Source organism: Arthrobacter sp. MYb214 (assembly GCF_002979865.1).
Taxonomy (GTDB): Bacteria; Actinomycetota; Actinomycetes; order Actinomycetales; family Micrococcaceae; genus Glutamicibacter.
This window is the reverse complement of the sequence record NZ_PCPZ01000008.1, coordinates 1-22,557: the sequence shown is the minus strand read 5'-3', so window position 1 is coordinate 22,557 and position 22,557 is coordinate 1. Positions and strand designations below refer to the sequence as shown.

21 protein-coding genes, 1 pseudogene and 2 riboswitches are annotated in these 22,557 nt (G+C 58.3%); of the genes and pseudogenes, 9 read left to right on the top strand and 13 right to left on the bottom strand.

Going from position 1 to position 22,557, the window contains the following annotated elements; genetic code table 11:
• From CQ012_RS16075 to CQ012_RS18035, 4 genes are all read right to left on the bottom strand, one after another.
• Positions 1–864, bottom strand: coding sequence for an ABC transporter substrate-binding protein (locus tag CQ012_RS16075; RefSeq protein ID WP_286134247.1), 864 nt, complete (start codon positions 862–864; stop codon positions 1–3).
• Positions 865–1,114: 250 nt separating this feature from the next.
• On the bottom strand, positions 1,115–1,957 hold the full coding sequence (locus tag CQ012_RS16070) for an ABC transporter ATP-binding protein (protein WP_105657938.1): 843 nt from the start codon (positions 1,955–1,957) through the stop codon (positions 1,115–1,117).
• Positions 1,958–2,074: 117 nt separating this feature from the next.
• Complete coding sequence (locus CQ012_RS16065) at positions 2,075–2,842, bottom strand: helix-turn-helix transcriptional regulator (RefSeq protein ID WP_286134702.1); 768 nt, start codon at positions 2,840–2,842, stop codon at positions 2,075–2,077.
• A 249-nt stretch (positions 2,843–3,091) separates the two neighbouring features.
• Positions 3,092–3,568, bottom strand: coding sequence for a GNAT family N-acetyltransferase (locus CQ012_RS18035; protein WP_105657939.1), 477 nt, complete (start codon positions 3,566–3,568; stop codon positions 3,092–3,094).
• A gap of 111 nt (positions 3,569–3,679) precedes the next feature.
• Between CQ012_RS18035 and CQ012_RS17940 the strand changes: the two are divergent.
• The 5 genes and pseudogenes from CQ012_RS17940 to CQ012_RS16030 form a co-directional block, all read left to right on the top strand.
• Positions 3,680–4,755 (top strand): annotated as a pseudogene (locus CQ012_RS17940) (IS3 family transposase); the annotation flags it as partial.
• Between the two features lie 26 nt (positions 4,756–4,781).
• Entirely contained in the window at positions 4,782–5,498 is a 717-nt protein-coding gene (locus CQ012_RS16045; protein WP_105662624.1) for an amidase domain-containing protein, read from the top strand.
• 33 nt (positions 5,499–5,531) lie between these two features.
• Entirely contained in the window at positions 5,532–5,951 is a 420-nt protein-coding gene (locus tag CQ012_RS16040; protein WP_105662623.1) for a hypothetical protein, read from the top strand.
• Positions 5,921–6,232 carry an ATP-binding protein gene (locus CQ012_RS16035; protein WP_353616153.1) on the top strand — a complete coding sequence of 104 codons (312 nt, stop codon included), beginning with the start codon at positions 5,921–5,923 and terminating at the stop codon, positions 6,230–6,232. Before CQ012_RS16040 ends, CQ012_RS16035 begins: the two co-directional genes overlap by 31 nt.
• Before the next feature lie 557 nt (positions 6,233–6,789).
• Positions 6,790–7,053 carry a hypothetical protein gene (locus CQ012_RS16030; protein ID WP_286134701.1) on the top strand — a complete coding sequence of 88 codons (264 nt, stop codon included), beginning with the start codon at positions 6,790–6,792 and terminating at the stop codon, positions 7,051–7,053.
• Between the two features lie 44 nt (positions 7,054–7,097).
• Here CQ012_RS16030 and CQ012_RS16025 read toward each other — a convergent pair whose 3' ends face one another.
• The 3 genes from CQ012_RS16025 to CQ012_RS16015 all read right to left on the bottom strand — a co-directional run bounded on the left by CQ012_RS16025 (position 7,098) and on the right by CQ012_RS16015 (position 9,800).
• Positions 7,098–7,325 (bottom strand): hypothetical protein, encoded by a 228-nt coding sequence (locus tag CQ012_RS16025; RefSeq protein WP_146112981.1) that lies wholly within the window; start codon positions 7,323–7,325, stop codon positions 7,098–7,100.
• Between the two features lie 586 nt (positions 7,326–7,911).
• A complete protein-coding gene (locus tag CQ012_RS16020; RefSeq protein WP_105657946.1) occupies positions 7,912–8,406 on the bottom strand; it encodes a CoA-binding protein in 495 nt (164 codons plus the stop codon).
• Entirely contained in the window at positions 8,406–9,800 is a 1,395-nt protein-coding gene (locus CQ012_RS16015; protein WP_105662621.1) for an O-acetylhomoserine aminocarboxypropyltransferase/cysteine synthase family protein, read from the bottom strand. The genes CQ012_RS16020 and CQ012_RS16015 overlap by 1 nt, the downstream gene beginning before the upstream one ends.
• A 115-nt stretch (positions 9,801–9,915) precedes the next feature.
• Positions 9,916–10,010: riboswitch (SAM riboswitch) on the bottom strand.
• 111 nt (positions 10,011–10,121) lie between these two features.
• On the opposite strand from CQ012_RS16015, the gene CQ012_RS16010 reads away from it, so the two are divergent.
• The 3 genes from CQ012_RS16010 to CQ012_RS16000 all read left to right on the top strand — a co-directional run bounded on the left by CQ012_RS16010 (position 10,122) and on the right by CQ012_RS16000 (position 11,918).
• Entirely contained in the window at positions 10,122–10,682 is a 561-nt protein-coding gene (locus tag CQ012_RS16010) for a histidine phosphatase family protein (protein WP_105662620.1), read from the top strand.
• Positions 10,683–10,794: 112 nt separating this feature from the next.
• Positions 10,795–11,292, top strand: coding sequence for an RNA polymerase sigma factor (locus tag CQ012_RS16005; protein ID WP_105662619.1), 498 nt, complete (start codon positions 10,795–10,797; stop codon positions 11,290–11,292).
• Positions 11,289–11,918, top strand: a complete 630-nt coding sequence (locus CQ012_RS16000) for a methylated-DNA--[protein]-cysteine S-methyltransferase (RefSeq protein ID WP_105662678.1) — start codon at positions 11,289–11,291, stop codon at positions 11,916–11,918. Before CQ012_RS16005 ends, CQ012_RS16000 begins: the two co-directional genes overlap by 4 nt.
• 98 nt (positions 11,919–12,016) lie before the next feature.
• Here CQ012_RS16000 and katG read toward each other — a convergent pair whose 3' ends face one another.
• Both katG and CQ012_RS15990 read right to left on the bottom strand, forming a co-directional pair.
• Positions 12,017–14,200: a catalase/peroxidase HPI gene (katG, locus tag CQ012_RS15995; protein ID WP_105657950.1), complete on the bottom strand. Its 2,184-nt coding sequence runs from the start codon at positions 14,198–14,200 to the stop codon at positions 12,017–12,019.
• A gap of 103 nt (positions 14,201–14,303) precedes the next feature.
• Positions 14,304–14,732, bottom strand: a complete 429-nt coding sequence (locus CQ012_RS15990) for a Fur family transcriptional regulator (protein ID WP_105657951.1) — start codon at positions 14,730–14,732, stop codon at positions 14,304–14,306.
• Positions 14,733–15,396: 664 nt separating this feature from the next.
• On the opposite strand from CQ012_RS15990, the gene CQ012_RS15985 reads away from it, so the two are divergent.
• Positions 15,397–17,268 carry a BCCT family transporter gene (locus tag CQ012_RS15985; RefSeq protein WP_105657952.1) on the top strand — a complete coding sequence of 624 codons (1,872 nt, stop codon included), beginning with the start codon at positions 15,397–15,399 and terminating at the stop codon, positions 17,266–17,268.
• 80 nt (positions 17,269–17,348) lie between these two features.
• Here the strand turns inward: CQ012_RS15985 and acs are convergent, their stop codons facing one another.
• From acs to CQ012_RS15965, 4 genes are all read right to left on the bottom strand, one after another.
• Positions 17,349–19,310, bottom strand: coding sequence for an acetate--CoA ligase (acs, locus tag CQ012_RS15980; protein WP_105662618.1), 1,962 nt, complete (start codon positions 19,308–19,310; stop codon positions 17,349–17,351).
• Between the two features lie 56 nt (positions 19,311–19,366).
• On the bottom strand, positions 19,367–20,131 hold the full coding sequence (locus tag CQ012_RS15975; RefSeq protein WP_442904195.1) for an ABC transporter permease: 765 nt from the start codon (positions 20,129–20,131) through the stop codon (positions 19,367–19,369).
• A gap of 69 nt (positions 20,132–20,200) precedes the next feature.
• Positions 20,201–21,223: an aliphatic sulfonate ABC transporter substrate-binding protein gene (locus CQ012_RS15970; RefSeq protein WP_105662616.1), complete on the bottom strand. Its 1,023-nt coding sequence runs from the start codon at positions 21,221–21,223 to the stop codon at positions 20,201–20,203.
• 85 nt (positions 21,224–21,308) lie between these two features.
• On the bottom strand, positions 21,309–22,130 hold the full coding sequence (locus CQ012_RS15965) for an ABC transporter ATP-binding protein (RefSeq protein WP_105662677.1): 822 nt from the start codon (positions 22,128–22,130) through the stop codon (positions 21,309–21,311).
• A gap of 5 nt (positions 22,131–22,135) precedes the next feature.
• A riboswitch (SAM riboswitch) is annotated at positions 22,136–22,237 on the bottom strand.
• Positions 22,238–22,557 lie beyond the last annotated feature (320 nt).

The following is a 22,557-nucleotide window of genomic DNA, read 5'->3' as shown; positions in this document are numbered from 1 at the left end:
CTACTTGGCTTCCGAGGCGGAGGTCAGTGCATCGGTGAAGGCATCTACCGCTTGACTGGTGGATTTCGGCCCGCCGGCACCCCAGATGTTTGGGAACTGGAAGGTCCGGCCTTCCTTGACTGCGGTCAAGTTGTTCCAGATCTCGCTGGATTCCAGCTCGGTGGTCCACCCGGTGCCTGCGTCGTTGGAGTAGAACAGGTTGACGTCGCCAACGCCCGCTAGGCCTTCTATGTCCGTCTGGGCCAGCCCGTATTCTTTGTTCACGCCGCCGGATCCGAAGGACTTGTTGATGTCATCGTTCCAAGCTGGGCTCAGGCCCAGTTCCTTGCCAAGCTCTGTGAACAGAGCCCCATCAGTGTATGGGCGAATCGTCAGGTTGGAGCCGTCAACCCAACCGTCGAAGAAGAGGAAGTCGGTGGTTTCCAACTTCACCTCGGAGACTTCCTGTTTTTTCTGCGCCAAGTGGGCGTCGAATTCGTTGAGCACTAGGGCAGCACGCTCGGTGCGGCCGGTGGCTTCGGCGACCTGTGAGAAGACATTTTTCATGTTGCCGATGGGATCCGCAGAATCGTTGCCCTTGACCGCCAATACGGGAACGTCGCCCTTATCAAGCTGCGACAGCACGGGGTCTTCTTCACTAAAAGCGTCCACGATGATTAAGTCGGGGTCCAGCGCGTAGATCGAATCCAGATCTGGCTCGCCACGTTCACCCACCGAAGCGACACCCTCAGGCAGCTCCTCTGCAGTGACGTAGGTGCTATATCCATCAGGGGAAGCGACGCCCACCGGAGTGACGCACAAGGTCAGTACATCTTCAATTTCCTGCCATTCGAGCACCACCACGCGCTCGGCTGGTTTATCCAAGTCAAGTGTGCGGCCCAGATCATCGGTCATAGATACCGGATCTGTGCTAGTGGCGGTGGTGTCATTCGCGCAACTTGCGGATGCGGCAGCGGGGCTCCGTTCGGCACCAGCGCTGCTAATGTCTGTGGTACCGCAAGCGGTGGCTGAGAACAACAGTGCTAGAGCGGCCGCTGAAGTGACTGCATTTCGAGCGAGTGTAGGCATAGGTTTTCCCTTGTAATTATATGTTTCGGTGGTAGAAAGAAAGTGGTCAGCTCATCCGGTGGCGGCTAACCGGTTCGATGCGCAACAATCCATTCTGCTTATCAGAGAGGACCTGCACAGGGATCTCATAGACCTCCGAGAGGTTATCTGCGGTGAGGACCTCAGCGGGGGTTCCTGAGACGTATACCCGGCCGTGTTTCATCAGCACCAGCCGATCAGCCAACGCGGCGGCTTGATTCAGGTCATGCAGGACGATGCCGATGGCTAGCCGATCTTGACGGGCTAGATCATGGACCAGATCTAGGGTCTCGACCTGATATCTCAAGTCGAGGTGATTGGTCGGCTCGTCGAGAAGCACCACATTGGTTTGCTGTGCCAAGCACACGGCCAACCAGACACGTTGAAGTTCTCCACCGGATAGTTCCCCAGCTGCCTTCCGAGACATCGAGGTAGTGCCAGTCAGTTCCATGGCCGAGGCAATCGCCGCATGATCCGCATCGGATAGCCCCGAGAAACCGCGCCGATATGGATGGCGACCGAAGGCGACGATATCTGCCACGGCTAACCCTTCCGGGGTGGCGTGGGACTGCGCGAAGAGCGTAACTTCGTGGGCGAATGTTCGTCCATTCAGCGTGCTAATTTCGCGGGCCTCCCCGTGAGAATTGGAGAGCGTGATCACCCCCGCGGCGCGCTCATGCAACCTTGCCATGGAACGGAGAAGTGTGGATTTCCCGCTGCCATTGGGTCCAATGAGTGCGGTGACTTCACCCGGGGATAAACGGATGGAAGCACCGTCCACTACAGTGCTTTTGCCGTAGCGCAGCACTACCTCGTGGGCGAGCATCGTTCCGGCTGCGGCGGATGCTGCTCCGGACGCCACGTCTAGCATGCGTAAGGAACGGATTGAATACGTCCGATTTGAATAGGTATTTTCACTTAGGTAAGTCTAAGTTAACTAATCGATGTCAGCAATCGATGATTTCTGACAGTGCATCCGGCTTTTCGGTCACCTATTCACATTTGCTAAGGCGAATGTGCCAGGTGTGGAGCCCATGGTGCGTCGAAAAGCGTCGATAAAAGTACTCGGCTGCGCGTAGCCCAGCATTTCAGAGATGTCTTGGACGCCTTCACCGTTGGTGAGCAGCTCCAGGGCGCGATGAATTTTCACCGCTTGACGCCACTGGGCAAAGGATAAGCCGGTTGCTTCGCGGAAGACTCGCGTGATGGTTCGTGAGCTGATTCCAGCATCTACCGCCCATCGCTCGAGAGATCGGTTATCCGCAGGGTTGGCTAGTAAACGGTTGGCAATGCCATGGATACGAGGGTCATCGGGCAAGCGCAGCGCTAGCTGATGAGCTGATGGTTTGAGTACGTCGAAAACTACAGCCTCCGCACGCGCTCTGGCTTCTTGGCTCAGTTCCCGACTGGATAAATGGACCAGCAACGACTTAAGCAACGGTTTCATGTCGATCATTGTAGGGGTACTGAATGGGGTGGTGGTTCGTTCAGGGGAAAAGAACGCGCTGAAAAGTTCTACATGTGCGGTCAGGCGTCCACCGTGCAGCGCTCCGCACGGAATCCACAGACCATGACCCTCGGAGACCGTAAAAATCTGTCCTTCGATTTGAGCGGTGAGTGTCCCATCTTGGGTCCATAAGAGCTCATGGGCCAGGTGCGAATGAGGCTCCCACTCCGTAGAGACCTCAATGGTGTGCGTTTCGCTCAGAATCACAAATGATGAGGTCGCATCGCTAGGCAAGGCAGTTGCTTGCACTAGAGCAGTACCTGGTTCACGGGACCAAGTACCAAGCCCGACGGTCGAGGTAGGAGGGGAAGTCATATTTGCAGTATAGAAAGTATTCGGCATGACATAGCAGGTTTCATGTGAGATCTACCGAACCCCTTGAAGAACGGTTCAATAATCGCGTGCCAAAATTCTACGGATCGGCTACTAAACCAAATACATTTCACCCCCAACTGGTTCAATCAGGAATCTAGGCTGCGTTCGGTTACCCACAGAAGGCTATTCCAGTGTGTAGTACTCAAGCATGTCATCACGTTTTTCCAGTCTGAATCCTCGACTGGTGAGCAGTCGGGTTGAAGCAGTGTTAGCCGGAGCTACGCGGGCACTGAATTTCGTAATTCCGTATATCTTGGGAATTGAAATCAGGGTGCTATCGAGCACGGCTCCACCAACTCCTCGCCCCCATTGATCTGGAGATACCCAGTAACCGACCTCCACGCAACTTTCCTGCCGGGTGCAAAACACGAGGCCCACTGCTGCATTTGCTTCAGTAGCTAGGAACCATCGAGAGCCCCCCACAGTGTCGAGTGGTTCATGTTGGAGGGATTGCTTAACGCAGGCGTTGATGGTTTGCCGGTCCCATGGCTCCCCATACCCAATAAAACGAGCTACACGTTCATCCGAGGCCATGCTGGCAAAGAATTCGGTGTCTGCGCTGCGAAATGGACGCAGGGTAATTGATTGTGAGCGCGACATCCAAAGCCTTTCGATGTCGTAAATTTAAAAAACTCTTAAATGCATTAAACAGTACTAGACCTACCTATGGCGCTCTTATTTCAAATAGAGGTCAATGAGCGCTCAGAATCCCGCGCCGACCGCGCCGAGCGTCCCATAGCGGAAACCGAAGAACACGGCCCAGTGAAACGGTCCACAACGAGAACCTGCGCAAAGAACTGTTGAAGGTGAAACGGGAGAACGGCTTCATAAAAGTTGTCGGCGCCTATCGCGCCTCGAACAGTAAGGAGTAAGCGCGGTCTTAGACTTCATCGAAGCCCACATAGGCGAGTATCCAGTGAACTGGATGGGCAGGAAACCCAGAATTCCAGGGGCAGTCACTACCGATGTCTGAACGCCTGTCAAGAGCTGAGCGAAGCCTAAGTCCTGCGAGCACACCGCACGAAACTGCTCCAGGACGAGTGTGAGGCGTCCAACCAGGTCGCCGGTGGCGGACAATCAGTGGATTTGATCCGCAAAAACCATGAGGAAGACATCTCGACATCCACGGTGATGTCGCTCATGAAAGAGCTGAGAATCCGGGCCAGGCGGATGAGCGCCTTCAAAACCACGACCGTGCGTGAGCGCCAATCCCGGACGGTGCGTATGGAAAACCATAGGGTCGACAATCTCGGCATGCGTGACTTCCGCTCCTCGCGGCTTGCGGCGAAACTGTTAGGCGATATTGCCTGCCTGCGCGCCGGTGAAGGCTGGTTGTATTTGGCGACGGTGATCGATTTGAATTCGCGACAGATCGTGGGCTGGTCAATGGGTAAGAACATGTAAACGTAGTTGGCCATTGACGCGAGGGGGCTTGCTGCGTCGCAGGCGTTCATCCAGTTTGGTAGTGTGTTCCATTCAGACCGAGGCCCCAATGTACCTCGGCGCGTTCCAGAGGTGGTGTGCTGCGCACAGGGTGCAGTAGTCGACGGGACGCGCCGGGGTGTCCCTGGGATAATTCCGTCGCCGAGTCAGCCTTCTGGACGATCAAGAAGGAAATGTTCCACCACAGGTTCTTCAGCAGCAGGGTGGCTGCGTGTGCCGCAGTGAAGGAGTGCATCGCGGTTTGGTACAACCGGAAGCGCCCGTATACGGCAAATGGCGGAGTTAGCCCCCAGGCGGTTCTGGACTCGTATCAGGAAAGGGATCCTCTAGCTTTGACGGCTTGAGGAAATGTACAAAAAGATCAAAGTTCGTGTCCCAAAAACTTGACCAGCTCAGGAGCGAGCTCATCCCTTATGAGCTAACAATCGACGACACTGGCAAGATCCAAAACATCGTAGTGAAGGATGATGAGTATCTTGTCTCGCAGTCTGCGGCACTAGCTCTAACTACCGAAGAAGAGGAAATCGAAGTTGCCCCCACTGTCCCTGGCAGCGAGGAGGACAGTGGGGCATTAATCAATCCTCTCCCCCTGAACGTCGCCGAAATGGCGGCTTCAAAGCTTAGTTCGTCCAACAAGACGAAAGTTGCAAACTACGCAATCAAGTGGGCTAAGTCGTACAATCCTGCCTATAAGAGGCACGGCTACGACTGTACTAATTTCGCTTCCCAAGCGCTTTATACAGGTGGATGGAAGAAAATTGAAGGCTACTACAAGAGCAACTCGAAATGGTTTGGCAATGGTGTCATGACCAGCTGGACTTGGAGCGGTGCTGAAAATTTCTATCGTTTTGCCCGGAATGAATCAAAGCGGGCTTCACGTCTTGCCAGTGTCTACAGCCTCGTTCCTGGAGATATCCTTCAGTACAAAACGAACGGTGCCAAGATTAAGAATATGACGCACACCATGGTGACCACTAAGAAAATCAATGGTGTCCCATACCTCTCGTACCACAGCCACGCTACTTTGAATAAGCCCTTCACTCAGCTGAAACCACTGAATGTAACTTGGTACGCGCATAGGATCTAGTCGTACAGCTCATTCGATTTGCAAAGGTCATTTGTGTACGAAAAACGCATCTCAAAGATTATTGCCCCACTACTGCTGTTTCCGCTAGCTCTTTCGGCAGCAGGGTGTTCAGCCGATAGGAAGCAGGCTTGTGACGGAGGAAAACCCGTCAGCGATCCACAGGAAGCAGTTCGAGTACTACTTGAGGCTGCAGAAACAACTGACCATGACAAAGCGTGTTCAGTGATCATGGACAAATTAGACGAAACAGTCATGAACACACAGCTAGCTGCGCTGAAGACCGACATGGATTCGGTAGAAGTCACCTCATCCAACTTCACGATGGTCGAGTTCGAGCGCGGCGGTCCAGCACACTTCTACCATGTGTATGCTGATCAGCCTGATAAGTCCGTGGATCTTACGTTCATGGACGTTGGCAAAGGATCGCGAATAGTATTTGGCGAAAACTACTGAGTCACTACCGTATTATCAAGCCCCGCGATAAGGACGTAGACCCTGAATCTCATTCAGGGTCTGCGTCCTTTCAGCTGATTGCTCATCGATATGAGCAGGGGTCGGTGCTGGTGACCTCGAATATGCCTTTCGGCCGGTGGGGTGAGGTTTTCGGTAATGATGTTGTTGCTTCGGCGATGCTTGATCGTTTGGTTCATCATGCGGAGGTGTTGTCTTTGGCTGGGGATTCATATCGGGTGAAGAACCGTCAGGATCTGCTGCGCAACGCTGAGCAGGTATAGAACAAATTGGGTGTGGAGGGGTCAATTTTCGATTGGCGGTAGGGGGTCAATTTTCAGTTAGCGTTGATAAACTTTGGCTACAAATCCCGCTGTGGGTTCTGAACATGCGAGCATTCCCCGTTCAGGATAGTCGTGGACGTTAGACGCAGGCTAGGTATGCCATGAGGTTCTCGTCCCGTTGAACACCCTGGGTCCTCGCAAGCTCGTCTCCAGGGTGTGTCGGGCGTCCGCTGGCGTGTCCGGTTGGTGGCCCGGACTTCGTCCGGTCTTTTCCTGTTTTTGCTGCTGTCCTTCGGAGTGTACGGGCCACCTCCAAACCCACAAGCCACTCGCTGCGCTTCGGGCGTGCTCCACCAGAAATTCTTGGTCCGCGCTCCTTCGTCGCTTCTTTCGGCCCAAGATTTTCGTGGATTGCGCACCCCTGACGGGTTGATGGGTTTCCGGCTGGCCCCGCTTCATTTCTTTTCGCCAGCAGGCAGAAAACAACCGGGGGAGGGCTTCGACGGGAGGCTGGCAATCTGCCCCACTTTCCGTGAAGCGAAAGGATGCAAAAACCTATGCAGACCACGACCAAAGACAGCCGCGAAACCGTTACCGTCCCGGCAACTGTCGAGCGCGACATGTACGGCGAAATGTATGACTGGATGGAATCGCTGGCCGGTACCGGGTGGTACGAAGTTCCAGGGTGGGGACGCGACGGATGGGACCTGGGATCCTGGCCTTACATCATCTTCGCCGCGACGAAGACGACCGATGAAACCGGGAAGCTGTGCGGATACACCACCTACGTGGAAGGCGACGTAACTGGTCAAAAGAACTAGGCCGTCCGGCAGAACGCTCCGATTATGGACAAGGGGAGCAACAGCTAGGAAGCCTTTTTGGTTTCCTTGGTAGCAAACCAGCCGGGCAAGCTAATCAGCAGCCCCACGACACCAACAATCGCCACCACCCAAAGAGCCGGGGCAGGCCATGAGTCCAGGTTGTTCTCATCCATGATGACCCCCGTAGAATACAGGGCAATCCCGCTGCATACCAAGGCAGTCAAGCTCATCCCGAGGGCCACGGACCATAGGGTTCTTCGATTTGCATCCACTGTCTGCTCCTTCGTATCTCCAGTCAACTGGCGCACTTCCAAGGAAGCTTCTGCTTCCGGAGAATTCTGAATAGTGCGTCAACCCAGAGTACTGTCTCCGATGCCTCTTAGCTGGGTGCCGCAGAGGGAATCCTCGCCCAGAGAAATTTCAACTCCGTGCAGCATTGAGGGTGCGGCGCAATGCTATTGCGAGATGCTGGAATATTCTCGGGCCAGGGGAATTGAGTTTTCATATAGCAGTGCGGGCGGGATTTTTCTTCTTTCGTTCGCGCTCGTAGCGAATCGAAATCGATTCTCTCTGCCTGTTTTAGGGTTGGGTCGTTTGGCCTTGCGTTGCAGTGCTGTGGTTTGCAGATTTTTCGATCTGTGATTGAACGCGTCGAGCACTTCGGGGCCACACCCACGGCATGCCGTGGGCCAATTGCGTCGACCATGGTTCGTCAGAGGTCTTGTTCTTCCTTCGGAATGCTCCGTGCAAAAGTTCAGCGTCGTTGACCAAACCGGCCGATTCCGGGGAATTGCCGCAGAAAAATGGGTGCATGCAACGCAACGTTGCATGCACCCATTTCCTGGAATCTTGGACTCCCTAGGCAAGTACCTGGCGCTTGGAGGAAATGACGCCGGTATTGAATCCAGCCAGGCGCAGGCCGCCGTGGAAGCGGGCGTGCTCGATCTTCACGCAGCGGTCCATGACCACATTCATGCCCGCGGCCTCGGCGCGCCGGGCCACTTCCTCATGCCAGGATCCCAGCTGCAGCCACAGGGTCTTCGCGCCTACGGCCAGGGCCTCGTCCAGCACGGTAGGCAGGTCATCGTGCTTGCGGAAAACCTCGACCAGGTCCGGGGTCTCCGGCAGATCGGCCAGCGACTTGTACACCGGCTGGCCCAGGATCTCATCGAGTACCGGGTTGATGAAATACACCTTGTACTTGGAGGAGGAGAGCAGGTAGGTAGCCACGAAATAGCTGGCGCGCGATGGCTTGTTCGAGGCACCGACAATGGCGATGGACTTGGTGTCGCGCAGGATCTCCAGGCGCTGTGCGGCTCCAGGGCCTTCCCAAGCGGTATCAACGGCAGTCATTAGATTGCTCCCTTCGAAGCGGTTGGCAATGCGCAGGCGGAACCATCATAGGCCGGAGCCTCGAACCCTGCGGCGGAAGCGGCAATCGCTTCCTGCGAAGCGGCAATCGCTTCCTGCGAAGCGGCCAGCGCCTGGTCCAGATCCCAGAGGATGTCCTCGACATCTTCCAGTCCTACCGACAGCCGGATCAGATCTTCTGGCACGCCAGCGGAGACCAGCTGCTCGGCGCTCAGCTGCTGGTGGGTGGTGGAGGCCGGGTGCAGCACCAGGGTGCGGGCATCGCCGATGTTGGCCAGGTGGCTGGCCAGCTGCAGGGCTTCGATGAACTTCGAGCCGGCTTCGCGCCCGCCCTTCACTCCGAAGCTGAAGACCGAGCCGACGCCCATGGGCAGCAGCTCCTTGGCCTGCGCGTGCTGCGGGTGGGATTCCAGGCCGGCATAGTTCACGTAGGTCACACGCTCATCGGCCTGCAACCAGGCAGCGACCTGCTTCGCGTTGGACAGGTGGTTGTCCATGCGCTGCGGCAAGGTCTCCAGGCCCTGCAGCAATTGGAATGCGGACTGGGCCGGCAGAGCCGGTCCGAAGTCGCGCAGCTGTTCGCTGCGCAGCTTGGTCAGGAAGCCGTACTCGCCGAAGTTGTCCCACCAGGAGACGTTGCCGTAGCTGGCAACCGGTTCGGTCATGGTGGGGAACTTGCCATTGCCCCAGTTGAACTTGCCCGACTCGATGACCACGCCGCCCAGGGTGGTGCCGTGGCCGCCGATGAACTTGGTGGCCGAGTGGATCACGATGTCCGCGCCGTGCTCGATAGGGCGCAGGATGTACGGGGGAGTGAGCGTCGAATCGACCACCAGCGGGAGATTGTGGCGGTGCGCCACCTCGGCCAGTCCCTCCAGGTCAGCGATGTCGCCGGACGGGTTGGCCACCACCTCGGTGTAGACGGCCTTGGTATTTTCCTGGATCGCCGCTTCGAAGTCGGCGGGATCATTGGAGTCGATGAAAGTGGTGTTGATGCCGAAGCGGCGCAGCGAGACATCGAGCTGGGTGATGGTGCCGCCATAGAGCTTCGAGGAAGCCACAATGTGGTCGCCTGCCTGGGCCAAGGCCGCAAAGGTGACGAATTCCGCGGCCATGCCCGAGCCGGTGGCTACCGCTCCGATGCCGCCTTCCAGTGAAGCCATGCGCTCTTCGAAAGCCGCTACGGTCGGGTTGCCGATACGCGAGTAGATGTTGCCGTACTTCTGCAGGGCAAAGAGGTTGGCCGCATCGTCAGCGTCCTTGAAGACGAACGAAGTGGTCTGGTAGATCGGTACTGCGCGTGAGCCATGCTCGGCATCGGGGGTGCCTCCGGCATGCAATGCGCGGGTGCGGAATCCAAACTTGTGATCTGCCATGGTGGCTTACGACTCCTTGTCGATTGGGGTTTCGCGGGCACCGCAGGGCGGGTCGCGATCGAGGCAGGAATCCCGGAATCAATGTCGCTTCCTGCTGTGGTCCAACGGGTAGGCGGCTGCATCGTTTCTGGCGGTAGCACCGTAACCACCGGATGTGGCAGGTTGCTGCGGCGTCATCGAACCAGATCTCTCAGCCGCTCGGGATGGTGTAATAATCTTCGCAACATGACCGTTCGTGACCCAACTATGAGTCGTAACGTTGCGTATTGGAGCTGTTATCGGAGATTCTTCGATACCTATTACCCCGGTTAGGCTGGAGTCATGGATACTTCGCTGGCACTGGTGCGACACGGGCAGACCGATTGGAACCTTGCAGGGCGCCTGCAGGGGCGTACCGATATCCCGTTGAACGATACCGGGCGCGAACAAGCTCGCGAGGTCGGGCGCCAGCTGATCGGCCAGAACTGGTCGCTGGTACTTGCTTCGCCCTTGGAACGTGCCCGGGAAACTGCCGCGCTGATTGCCCAGCAGATCGGGGCCGAGACGGGGGACGCCGTTCCGGAACTCATTGAACGCGGCTTCGGCCCGCTGGAAGGCCGGATCATGGCCGAGGTCAGCGAAGCGGAATCGGCTGCTGCCAAGGACCTGCGTGAGCCGCGTGCCCAGATCTTGAGCCGTGCGGTGCCAGCGCTGCTGGACTTGGCCAGCAGGCATGCCGGGCGCAAGGTCATGATTGTCAGCCACGGGGCCACCATGCGCACCATCCGCGACGCATTGGCCGGAACCACGGATCCCCAAGGCGTGGAAAATGGCGAAATGCTCCACCTGGACTTGATCCGCCTTGAGCAGATCGCCAGCGAATTGGATCTGGTGGCATTCTAGGAATCCATGGGTATCTGCGTGAAGGAATTTTTTTCGTTCACGCCTCACAAAATGGTCTCCTCGTACGTTTACATGGTGAGAGGCCATGAAGGCGCAAAATTCCAGGAGAGCCATGCAAGCACCGTTCGAGCGGATAGTCCAGGACTATGGACTGAACGTCCTGCGCGTTTGCCGTGCCCTGCTTGATGAGCATCGCGCGCAAGACGCCTGGTCCGAAACATTCCTCGCCGCGCTCAAGGCGTACCCGCAACTGCCTGAGGACGCCAGTGTCCTGGCATGGCTAGTGCGTATTGCCCGGAATAAAGCCATTGACGAGTTGCGCAGAAGTAAGCCGGAAATCCTCATCGGCCAAGACGTGGACAGCCTGGCCCCATCGGCCCAACGGCCGGATCTGCAGTTGGAAAACCTGCAGCTGTGGCATGAGGTGAACCAGCTTCCTGGCAAGCAGCGGCAGGTGGTGGCCTACCGCTACCTGGGCGGAATGAGCTACGCGCAAATTGCCGGAATCCTTTCCGGCACCGAAGCTGCCGCCCGGCGTTCGGGCGCCGATGGGATCAAGAATCTGCGGGCCCGGATGGATGACCAAGAACTATGGCGGGAGCAGCCATGAACGGAAAAAATTATCGGCAGCAGGCTACGGCCGCTGAAACGCAAATCCTCGAGTCGCTGCAGGGCCGGCTCGTTGAACGGGCCCGTGCACGGGAACTTGTTGATGTTGCCTATCGCGTGGTCGATAGCCCCGTGGGGGCCTTGCTGCTGGCCAGCACCGATGCCGGGCTGGTCCGGGTCGCTTTTGAATCCGAAGGCCATGACCGGATTCTGGAGGTGCTCTCGGAAAGGCTCAGCCCGCGGATCCTGCGCGACAAGTCGAGCTTGGATGGTGCCGCCCGGCAGCTGGAGGAGTATTTCGCGGGCCAGCGGCATGGCTTCGATCTTCCGGTGGACTTGCAGCTCTCCACCGAGTTCCGCCGCCAGGTGCAGCTGGAACTGGGCCATATCGATTACGGGCATACCCTGAGCTACGCCCAGCTGGCGCAGCAGATCGGCAAGCCGAAGGCGGTGCGGGCCGTCGGTTCAGCCTGCGCCACCAACCCGATTCCCATCGTGCTGCCCTGCCATCGGGTGCTGCGCACCGATGGTTCATTGGGCGGCTACCTGGGAGGCTTGGAAACCAAGTCCGAGCTGCTGAAGCTGGAGAACCCGGACTTCGCCAGCGGCGCCGCGACGCTGTTCTGACGGGCAGTTCCCGCATGAAACAAGTGCTGGGCGGCTGCCTCCCTTGCGGGAAGCAGCCGCCCAACACTAATTGCTACGGGCCTGCAGCCCAGCAGCTGCTACTTGCTGCGCAGTTCGAAGCGATCTGCGTCCATGAGCTTGGCCCAAGCGGAGGCGAAGTCATTGACGAACTTCTCCTTGGCATCATCCGAAGCGTAAACCTCGGCCAGTGCACGCAGCTCGGAGTTGGCACCGAACACCAGATCCACGCGGCTGCCGGTCCAGCGGCCATCGGTGGTGGTGTAGGTCTGCTCGTCAGCGGACGGGGTCCATTCCAACCCCAGCTCCAGCAGGTTCGCGAAGAAGTCGTTGGTCAACGCGCCTGGGGTGTCGGTGAAGACGCCCAAGTTGGAGCCGTCCCAGTTATTGCCGATGACGCGCAGTCCACCGAGCAGTACGGTAGCTTCCGGTGCCGAGAGGCCCAGCAGATTCGCGCGGTCGATCAGCAAGTACTCGCTTGGCAGCTTGACGAAGCCCGAGTCGTAGTTGCGGAATCCGTCGGAAACTGGTTCCAGCCATGCGAACTGGTCAACGTCGGTTTGCTCCTGGGTTGCGTCTACACGGCCCGGGGTGAATGGAACCTCGACCTGCTGGCCAGCTGCCAGGGCTGCCTGCTCGACTCCGACGTTGCCGGCTAGGACAACGACGTCCGCGAAGGAAGCCTTGATCCCGGAAGTGGCGTTGAAGTTGTCAACAATCTCTTCCAGCTTGGCAATTACCGGCTTGAGCTGTTCAGGCTGGTTCACGCTCCAGGAGACCTGTGGTTCCAGGCGGATGCGGCCGCCGTTGACGCCGCCGCGCTTGTCCGAGGTGCGGAAGGTCGAAGCGGCCTTCCAAGCCGTGGATACCAGCTGCTGGACGGTCAGTCCCGAATCGTTGATCAGGGCTTTAAGTGCGGCAACTTCAGTTGCACCCAAGGTGGTCTGCGGAGCTGCTGGCAGTGGATCCTGCCAGAGCAGGTCCTCAGCAGGAACCTCTGGGCCGAAGTAGCGGGACTTCGGGCCCATGTCACGGTGGGTCAGCTTGAACCATGCGCGGGCGAAGGCGTCTGCGAACTGGTCAGGGTTCTCCTTGAAGTTCTTGGAGATCGGGCCGTAGACCGGGTCGAAGCGCAGGGCCAGGTCGCTGGTAAGCATGCGTGGCTCGCGGTGTTCCAAGGTCTCGAATGCAGGCTGGACCAAGCCGGCTCCGCCATTGTTGACCGGGCGCCACTGCTTGGCGCCTGCTGGGGATTCGAACAGTTCCCATTCGTAGGCGAAGAGGATGTGGAAGAACTCGTTGTCCCAGCGGGTTGGGTGGTAGGTCCAGGTGACTTCAAGACCCGAGGAGACGGTGTCCGCGCCCTTGCCGGTGCCGTGGCCGTTCTTCCAGCCCAGTCCCTGCATTTCGAGCGGAGCTGCTTCTGGATCCGGGCCGATCTTGTCATCGGCATGCGCGCCGTGGGTCTTGCCGAAGGTGTGGCCACCGGCGATCAGCGCGACGGTCTCCTCGTCGTTCATGCCCATGCGGCGGAAGGTTTCGCGGATGTCTACGGCCGAGGCCAGCGGATCCGGATTTCCGTCAGGACCCTCAGGATTCACGTAGATCAGGCCCATCTGCACTGCTGCCAGAGGAGCATCCAGGTCTCGCTTGCCGGTGTAGCGTTCGCTGTCCAGCCAGACCTTTTCAGGGCCCCAGTAGACATCGTCATCTGCTTCCCAAACGTCCTTGCGGCCGCCGGCGAAACCGAAGGTCTCGAAGCCCATGTCTTCCAGAGCCACATTGCCAGCCAGCAGGATAAGGTCGGCCCAGGAAATCGACTGGCCGTACTTCTTCTTCACTGGCCACAGCAGGCGGCGAGCCTTGTCCAGCGAAACGTTGTCAGGCCACGAGTTCAGCGGAGCGAAGCGCTGCTGGCCTGCGCCGCCGCCGCCACGGCCGTCGTGCGAGCGGTAGGTGCCTGCGGAGTGCCAAGCCATGCGGATGAAGAACGGGCCGTAGTGGCCGAAGTCTGCTGGCCACCAGTCGTGCGACTGGGTCATGATTTCGGTCAGGTCGGCTTTTACTGCCGACAAGTCGAGGGCATTGAAGGCTTCAATGTAGTCGAAGTTCTCGTCCAGCGGGTTGGAAACCTGCTGGTTCTTGGCCAGAATCCTCAGATTCAGCTTATTCGGCCACCATTCGGTGTTGGCATTGCCCTGGGTAGGGTGAATTCGACCCGCGCCGCCAACTACTGGGCACTGACCTGCAGTCATCTCAGACATGTGCTCTTTCCTTCCGGATTGTTTAGGGTTTATCTGGTTTTATCCATCGCACAGCAGCTGCGCTGATGACGATGGCAAATCTAGGGGTTTACTTAGACAGCAACTATGCGTTCGCAGCCTGGCAACCCGGGCAGGTGCCCCAATAGATCACTTCGGCTTCATCAATGCTGAACCCGTGGTCATTGGAAGCATGCAGGCACGGGGCGCCGCCGACAGCGCAGTCGACGTCCGCCAGCTTTCCGCACTGGCGGCACACCACATGGTGGTGATTGTCGCCAACGCGGGCTTCATAGCGGGCGGTATGGCCCTGTGGCTGTATCTGCCGAATGACACCCAGCTTCGTGAAGAGCCTGAGTGAATCGTAGACAGCTTGGTGCGACACATTGGGGTGATCTTCACGGACAGCCGAAATGATGGTTTCGGTATCCGCGTGCGGGTGCGCCGCGACGGCGGAAAGTACCGCAACGCGCGGTTGCGTGACCCGCATCGATGCCGCCTTCAGCACCTGCTCGATCCCTGCCTGTGATGTCATGTACCCAGCATGCCTGCTTATTTTGAATCAGTCAAGATAAGTTCCAGTGTATTTCACGTTAAAAGTTGGTGGACCCCGGTTCGCTGGTTGAATCAATGGCTCATTAGTAAGTATTCCGTAACTGACATGTTCAGGCGTGACGTGCTTCCGGGGAGAAAAATTGCGGAATCATAGAGATTTCACCAGAAATAGGAAAGGCAATAATGGGCGATTTTGACTCCAAGAATATTTCCGGTCATTTCATGATTTCGCGGGGGCAAGGAGTGGAAAACTCCATGGGGCGAGGAAGCTCACATGGATGGTGATGCCAGCGTAAACAACGTGATCCTGGGGCGGAGGGGGTCCGAAAATGGCGAGAAATCAAGGAACAGATTTGACCCTTGATGAGATGTCGACCATGCTGGAAAAGGCCCATTTTGGGATTTATCGTGTCAAATTCGTGCTAAATCGGGTCAACTCGCAGAAATAATTTGCGGGATATTAGCGGAGAATAGCTGTTTCTTTCAGGCTGCTCCAACGCTAGATTTAGACACAACGGACCGACACCCGAAAAGCAATTCGCAATCAATCACACTGCATGGCGATCGTTTACTCGAGAGGCGATGGCTCGGCAGATTCCGCCCGGATCTTCTCCGCGGGATCTCACCAGTGAAGGAAGAACGCAATGAAGCAGACGGATCAATCAATCGTAGACCTCGTCGAGGAACTGCATTCAGTTCGTCACAGACGACCTAAGAAGTACTCACTTTCCGGTACGGATTACTGGGTATTCGGAATTGCCGGCGTTCTAGCGCTGGCATTTATCATTTGGGGTTTCGCTACCCCGGAAGGGCTGGGCAAGGCCTCCAGTGCGGCCCTTGATTGGGTTATCACCAACACTGGCTGGCTTTTTGTCATCGCTGCCGCGGTTTTCGCGGTCTTCGCCATCGTCGTAGCGGCCAAGAACTTCGGACGCATCCCGCTGGGCAAGGACGGCGAGACGCCAAAGTTCTCCACGGTCTCGTGGATCTCGATGATGTTCGCAACCGGCATGGGCATCGGCTTGGTCTTCTACGGCGTAGGCGAGCCGCTGTACTTCTACATGTCGCCTCCTCCGGGAACGGTGGAAGGTTCCACCAGTGATGCCCTGAGCACCGCCATGGGCACCACGCTCTTCCACTGGACCCTATTCCCATGGGCCATGTACGCCATCGTTGGCTTGGGCATGGCTTACGGCAGCTTCCGGCTGGGACGCCCCCAGCTTTTCTCAGCCATGTTCAGCTCGATCTTCGGCGACCGCGCCATCCATGGTTGGGGCGGGCGCACCATCAATATCCTGGCCATCATCGCCACCCTCTTCGGCTCGGCTTGTTCGCTGGGTCTGGGCGCATTGCAGATTGGCGGCGGCATCCAGGCCACCGGGATGATGGAGAAGGTCGGCTCCGGCGTTCTGGTTATCATCATTGGCATTCTGACGGCATTGTTTGTCGCTTCTGCCGTTTCCGGCATCGAGCGAGGTATCCAGTGGTTGTCCAACACCAACATGGTATTGGCATTGATCATCGCATTGATCGTTTTCATTGGCGGCCCAACTCTGTTCATCCTGAACGTCATTCCCAATGCCATTGGCGCTTTCATCGGCGACTTGCCGGAGATGGCTTCGCGTACGGCTGCCGGCGATGGCGCAATGTCTGATTGGCTGTCCTCGTGGACTGTCTTCTACTGGGCATGGTGGATCTCTTGGAGCCCATTCGTAGGCTTGTTCATCGCCCGCATTTCCCGTGGCCGCACTATTCGCCAGTTCGTCACCGGCGTGCTGCTCGTTCCATCCAGTGTCACCCTGATTTGGTTTGCAATCTTCGGCGGTGGCGCAATCGGTATTCAGGAACGCGCTGAACGCTCCGGGGAAACCGGGGAAAAGCTGGCCAGCATTGTTGACGGCGTACCAGATATCGACTTCGATTTGATCCTCTTCGACATGCTTGGGCGCCTCCCGCTGTCGGGCTGGATGGCTACCGTGCTGATGGTCGTCACCGTGCTGCTGATTGCAATCTTCTTCGTGACCGGCGCAGACTCGGCCTCGATCGTGATGGGTGCGCTCAGCGAACGCGGCGCTGAAGAGCCATCCAAGAAGGCCGTGATCTTCTGGGGCGTGGCCACCGGCGCTGTGGCCGCGGTGATGCTGCTGGCTGGCGGCGATCATCCGGCGGAGGCATTGACCGGGCTGAAGAACATCACCATTGTTTCGGCGCTGCCATTCGTGATTGTGATGCTCCTGCTCTGCGTGGCGTTGTGGAAGGACCTGAGCAAGGATCCGCTGGTGCTTCGCGGCAAGGTGGCTCGAAAGGTCCTGGAGCAGTCCGTGGGCCAAGCGGTTGACCGCCATGAGGGCAGCCAGTTCAGCTTGATGACCACCGAAATTCCTTTGGTCAGTGCCGAGGGCAAGGCCTCCGAAGGGAAGCTCTTCGCCACCGAAGCCGCCGCTGACCCGGTGCAGGACGGCAAGAACACTGCGGCCGATGGCCAGAGCCAGAAGCCAACGTCCGGGGATTCCTAACCGGCAAATCAAATGAAGCTTCTTCCCCCGCCGGGGAAGAAGCTTCATTTGTTTAACCCCAAGGGGCCTGGGAGCAGCGATTAGCCGCGCGCGCGGCAGATCGCGTTGATCTCCGGAATGCACGGCTCATTCTGCAGGCTCGTTGTGTCGCCGAGCGTGGTGCCCTCGAACAGCTGGGTGAGCAGGCGGCGCATGATCTTGCCCGAACGGGTCTTGGGCACATCTGGAACCAAGACGATTTCCCGCGGCTTGGCAATCGGGCCGATCTGCACCGCGACGGTATTGCGGAGTTCAGCAATGAATTCGGCCTGCCGTGCAACGAGCTGCTCGTCAGGCGACTCGGCAACCAGGGTCTTGTCCAGCGGTACCACGAAGGCGGTTGCAGCGTGTCCGGTCTTGGAATCCGGGGTGGGGCAGACGCCGGCTTCCACCACGCCGGGGTGGGTGACCAATGCCGATTCGATTTCAATGGTGGAAAGCCGATGGCCGGAAATATTGATCACGTCATCGGTGCGGCCCAGGATGTAGATATCGCCGTCCTCATCGAAGCGGGCACCGTCGCCAGCCAAGAACCAGCCCTGCTCTACGTATTGTTCCCAGTAGCTGGTGTAGTAGCGCGTCGGGTTGCCCCATACGGTACGGGCCATCGACGGGCCAGTGCGCGTGATGACAATATTGCCCTGCTGGTTGGCCGGCACGCTCAGGCCGCCATCGTCGACAATGTCCACCGAGATGCCCGGCAGCGCGCGTGCGGCGCAGCCTGGCTTGAAATGTCCATCGGTCGGCAGGGGGGAAAGCACGGTCGCGCCGGATTCGGACTGCCACCAGGTGTCAACCATCGGCAGTCCTGCTTCGCTGTCCCGGCCGATCTGCTGGCGGAACCATTTCCATGCCTCGGGATTGACGGCTTCACCCACAGTGCCGCCGATCTTCACCGAGGACAGATCGTATTGAGCGGGGATGCCGTCCGGGAACCAGCCCATCAACGAGCGGACCAAGGTGGGAGCGGTGTAGTAGCTGGTGACCTTGTAGCGTTCAATGACCTCGAAGTGGCGGCCCGGGTGCGGGGCGTTGGGGACGCCCTCGTAGATTACCTGGGTGACGCCATTGGCCAACGGGCCGTAGATCTCGTAGGTATGCGCGGTGACCCAGGCGAGGTCGGCGGTGCACCAGTGCACGTCCTTGGCGCGCTGGGATTCGTCCGGGTTGGCGAACAGCAGGTTGTAGCTGGTGGCCGCCTGCGTCAGGTACCCGCCGGTAGTGTGAACCAAGCCCTTTGGCTGGCCGGTGGTTCCCGAGGTGTACATGATGAACAGCGGTGTTTCCGCATCGAATGCCTGCGCGTGGTGCTCGGTGGACTGGGTATCAACCACCTCATGCCACCAGATGTCGCGGCCTTCGGTCCACGGGATTTCGTCGCCGGTGCGGCGGATAACCAGGACCTTTTCGATTTCGTTCTCGCCGGCAACGGCCGCATCGGCGTTGCCTTTGACCGGAACCGAAGTGCCGCGGCGGAACTGGCCGTCGGTGGTGACCAGGACCTTTGCCTTGGTGTCCTCCACGCGGAACCTCAGCGCCTCGGCGGAGAACCCGCCGAAGACCAGCGAGTGGATGGCGCCGATGCGGGCGCAAGCCAAGGTGATGACAATTGTTTCAATGAGCACCGGCAGGTAAATGACCACGCGGTCGCCCTTCACCACACCCAGGGATTCCAAGGCGTTGGCTGCCTGGGAGACCCGCTCCTGCAAATTCTTGTAGGTGACGGCTACCCGGTCACCGGGCTCGCCTTCGAAATACAGTGCGACCTTCTGGCCGCGTCCCGCAGCTACATGGCGGTCGGCGCAGTTCACTGCGGCGTTCAGCTTGCCGCCGAGGTACCAAGAAATTTCCGGTCCGCGCTTGGCATCCGGATCGGCCGGAATGATGCGGCTGGTGGTGTGCCACGGGGTGTCCCAATCCAAGAGGTTCGCCGCTTCGTCCCAGAATTCCTGGCGTGCTGCCTCTGAAACTTGAGTTGAGGTTGTTGCCAATTCGGTGGTCATCGCAAACTTTCTTTGGTGAGGGGTAGTTTTGTCAGCGGGTACTAGCTGGTCCGGTTTCAGGTCCAGCGCTTGATAGCCCAGCGTTCTGCTATCGACAGCAGGGCATCGGTGATCTTTCCAAAGACGGCCAGCAGCACGATGGTCATGATTAGGCGGTCCAATCGGCCGTTGTTCTGCGAGTCGGTGAGCAAGAAGCCAAGGCCCATTGACGCGCCGAGGAGTTCGGCTGCGACCAGGAAGAGCCAAGCTTGGGCTAGTGCCAAACGCAGTCCGGAGAAGATCGAAGGGACCACTGCGGGCAGCTGGACGGTGCGCAGCAGCTTCAATCCCTTCAACCCGAAGGCGCGGGCTGCTTCGACCAGGTGGGCATCGACATGGCGCAACGCCAAGGCGACGGTGGTAAAGACCGGGAAGAAGGCACCAATGATCACGAGTGTGACCTTGGAATCTTCACCCATTTTCATCCAGAGCACCAGCAGCGGAACCCAAGCCAAGGAAGGGACTGCACGCAGGGCGCTGATGCTCAGTCCCAGAAATGCATCTGCCAATTTGGACAGCCCGACAAGCGCACCCAGCGCCAAGCCCAGCAATGATCCGAAGGCGAAACCGAGAAGAACACGCTGAGTGGAGATGCCGATGTGCTTTCCGAGTTCGCCATCCTGGAAGAGCTCAATGGCAGCAGAAACCACTGAACCCGGAGTTGGCAGTGTCCACGGAGCAACGATTCCGGTAACGGTGACAAATTGCCACACAGCCAGGGTGGTCAGCGGCAAGATAAGCGCAAGCAGCCATTTCGGGGCACGCAGGATCGTTGCGGCCATGCTGGCCTTCTGCTTGGCAGGTGTTTGGCTTCCGCGGGTTCCAGCCACGTTAGTGGGGCTCATGGCTGGTTACTCTCCGGAGATCTTTGTTGCGTCTGCCTTGACGGCAAACTGGTCATCGATGAGGGTTTCCAGAGCTTCATCAACGGATTCCTGCTCCGAGACATCGCCGCTAGCGACCAGCGTGGGAGCAATCTTGCTCAGGACTCCAGTGAATTTGGCGTCGGGAACTGCCGGAACGTCCAGATTGGAGCGTTCCTCAATGACGGTGGCAGCAACTCCTGGTTCGAGCCCTGCTACGTCGGCCAGGATTTCTGCGGTTTCCTCGGGATGGTCAGCTGCCCAGCCACGAGCCTTTTCGTAGGCATCGACAACGAGCTGGGCGAGTTCGGGGCTCTGCTCAATGAAGTCTTCGCGAGCGTTCAGCGCACCGTAGGTGTTGAAATCCAAGTTCCGGTAAACCAGTTGCGCGCCGTCTTTTTCGGCAGCGGCCATGATCGGATCCAAACCGCTCCAGGCATCAACCGAGCCGTTGGCCAGGGCGGTACGTCCATCGGCATGCTGGAGGTTCTGCAGCTTGATGTCAGCTTCACTCAAGCCCGCGGATTCCAGCGCCTGCAGCAGGAAGAAGTATGGGTCGGTGCCCTTCGTAGCGGCCACGGTCTTGCCAGCGAGATCTTCAACGGACTCGATTTTCGAGTCCTTATCCACTACCAGGGCCGCCCATTCCGGCTGCGAATACAGTGCGATGGTCTTGATGGGTGCACCGTTCGAACGGTTCAGGAGCGCAGCGGAACCGGCTGTGGAACCAACATCGATTGCGTCGGCGCGAAGAGCTTCATTGGCCTTGTTGGAACCAGCGGACTGGATCCATTCGACATTTACGCCCTGCTCCTTGGCGGCTGCTTCCAGCCATCCTTTTTCCTTGAGCACCAGGCTCAGCGGGTTGTATGTGGCAAAGTCGATGGACAGGGTCTGGCCATCCGAGGAGGCTGTAGCGTTTTCGCCAGCACAGCCGGTCAGGGCAATTGCGCCAACGATCAAGGCGGCGGCGGACAATGCAGTGCGGCGGGTGAGACGGTTCAAAAGCATGGAGAATCCTAGAATTGTGCGTGCAAGCGGTGTAGGTGAAATGGCAAAGGGGACGAATGGTTCGGGACCCACGGCGTGGCCGGGACTAGTGGTTGGTTGGGTCGACGCCGAGCAGGCGCAATAGGTGCAGGCGATCTGCAACGAACTTTTCATCGGTATGCCGGCGTGGATGCCCAGCTGAGATGGACAGATCTTCGATGACGCCCGCTGCACTATGCCCAGCGCCTCGCCCCAGAACAATCACGCGGTCAGCCAGAGTCAACGCCTCGTCCACATCATGGGTCACCATGAGAACGGTGGTGGGGAACGATGCGTGAATCGAGAGCAGCAGATCCTGCATCTTCAAGCGTGTCAGCGCATCGAGGGCGCCGAAGGGTTCATCAAGAAGCAATACACCCGGGCGCCGAGCCAGCGCGCGAGCCAGCGAAACCCGCTGCGCCATGCCTCCGGAGATCTCGCGTGGGCGCAAGCTGGCTGCATGGCTCAGACCGGTCAGCTCGATCAACTCCTCGATCAGCGCGTTGCCGGAGCGCTTATCGGTTTCCGGTGCCAGGCCCAGTGCAATGTTCTGGCGAACCGAGCGCCATGGCAGCAGCCGGGACTCCTGGAAGGCAACGGCGCATAACTCGTTGATGCCGGTGACCTCGCGGGTGCCGGTGCGAATGGTGCCGGTGGTGGGGTGGTCCAAGCCCGATACTGAACGCAGCAGCGTGGATTTTCCGCAACCGCTGGCTCCAAGAATGGCCACGACTTGACCTGCTGGAATTTGCAGGTTGATATCGGCCAGGACGGTGCGGCTTTCCATCTTGGTGGTGAAGGTCCGCGACACGTTGCTGAACTGCACGTCCAGGGCGCTTGAAGCTGAGGCAACGGAAGCTGCCTCGGGCGCTGCAAAGGAAAGAGTCATGTTCATCTCCATCGGTCCTGGCGGTAGCACCGGCCTGCAGAGCAAAACTCCAAAGGTGGTTGCTGCGGCGTCGTGGAGCCAGATCTCTCAGCCGCTCGGGATGGGTCGTAATTCATTTGTAACGGTAATAAACCGGTGATTCCAACCCGCGAAGTCACATTTCGTCCCAGTGCCGGAAGTGCCCATCTTCAAATTTCACAGCCTAATCCGTGTCCTGCCGAAGATGAGTTGCAAAGTTTTGCTTAATGTCGAGCAAACCGGCCTGCAATAAAATAAATAACGAAATTTCTGGGCAATGTGACGTAGTTGTCGAAGATTTTTTCATATTACGCAAGATTTGCGTTCAAATCGTTCGACTCGTTGTAATGGACACGTAACCATCCCGAGCGGCCGAGAGATCTGGCTCGTTGACGCCGCAGCAACCACC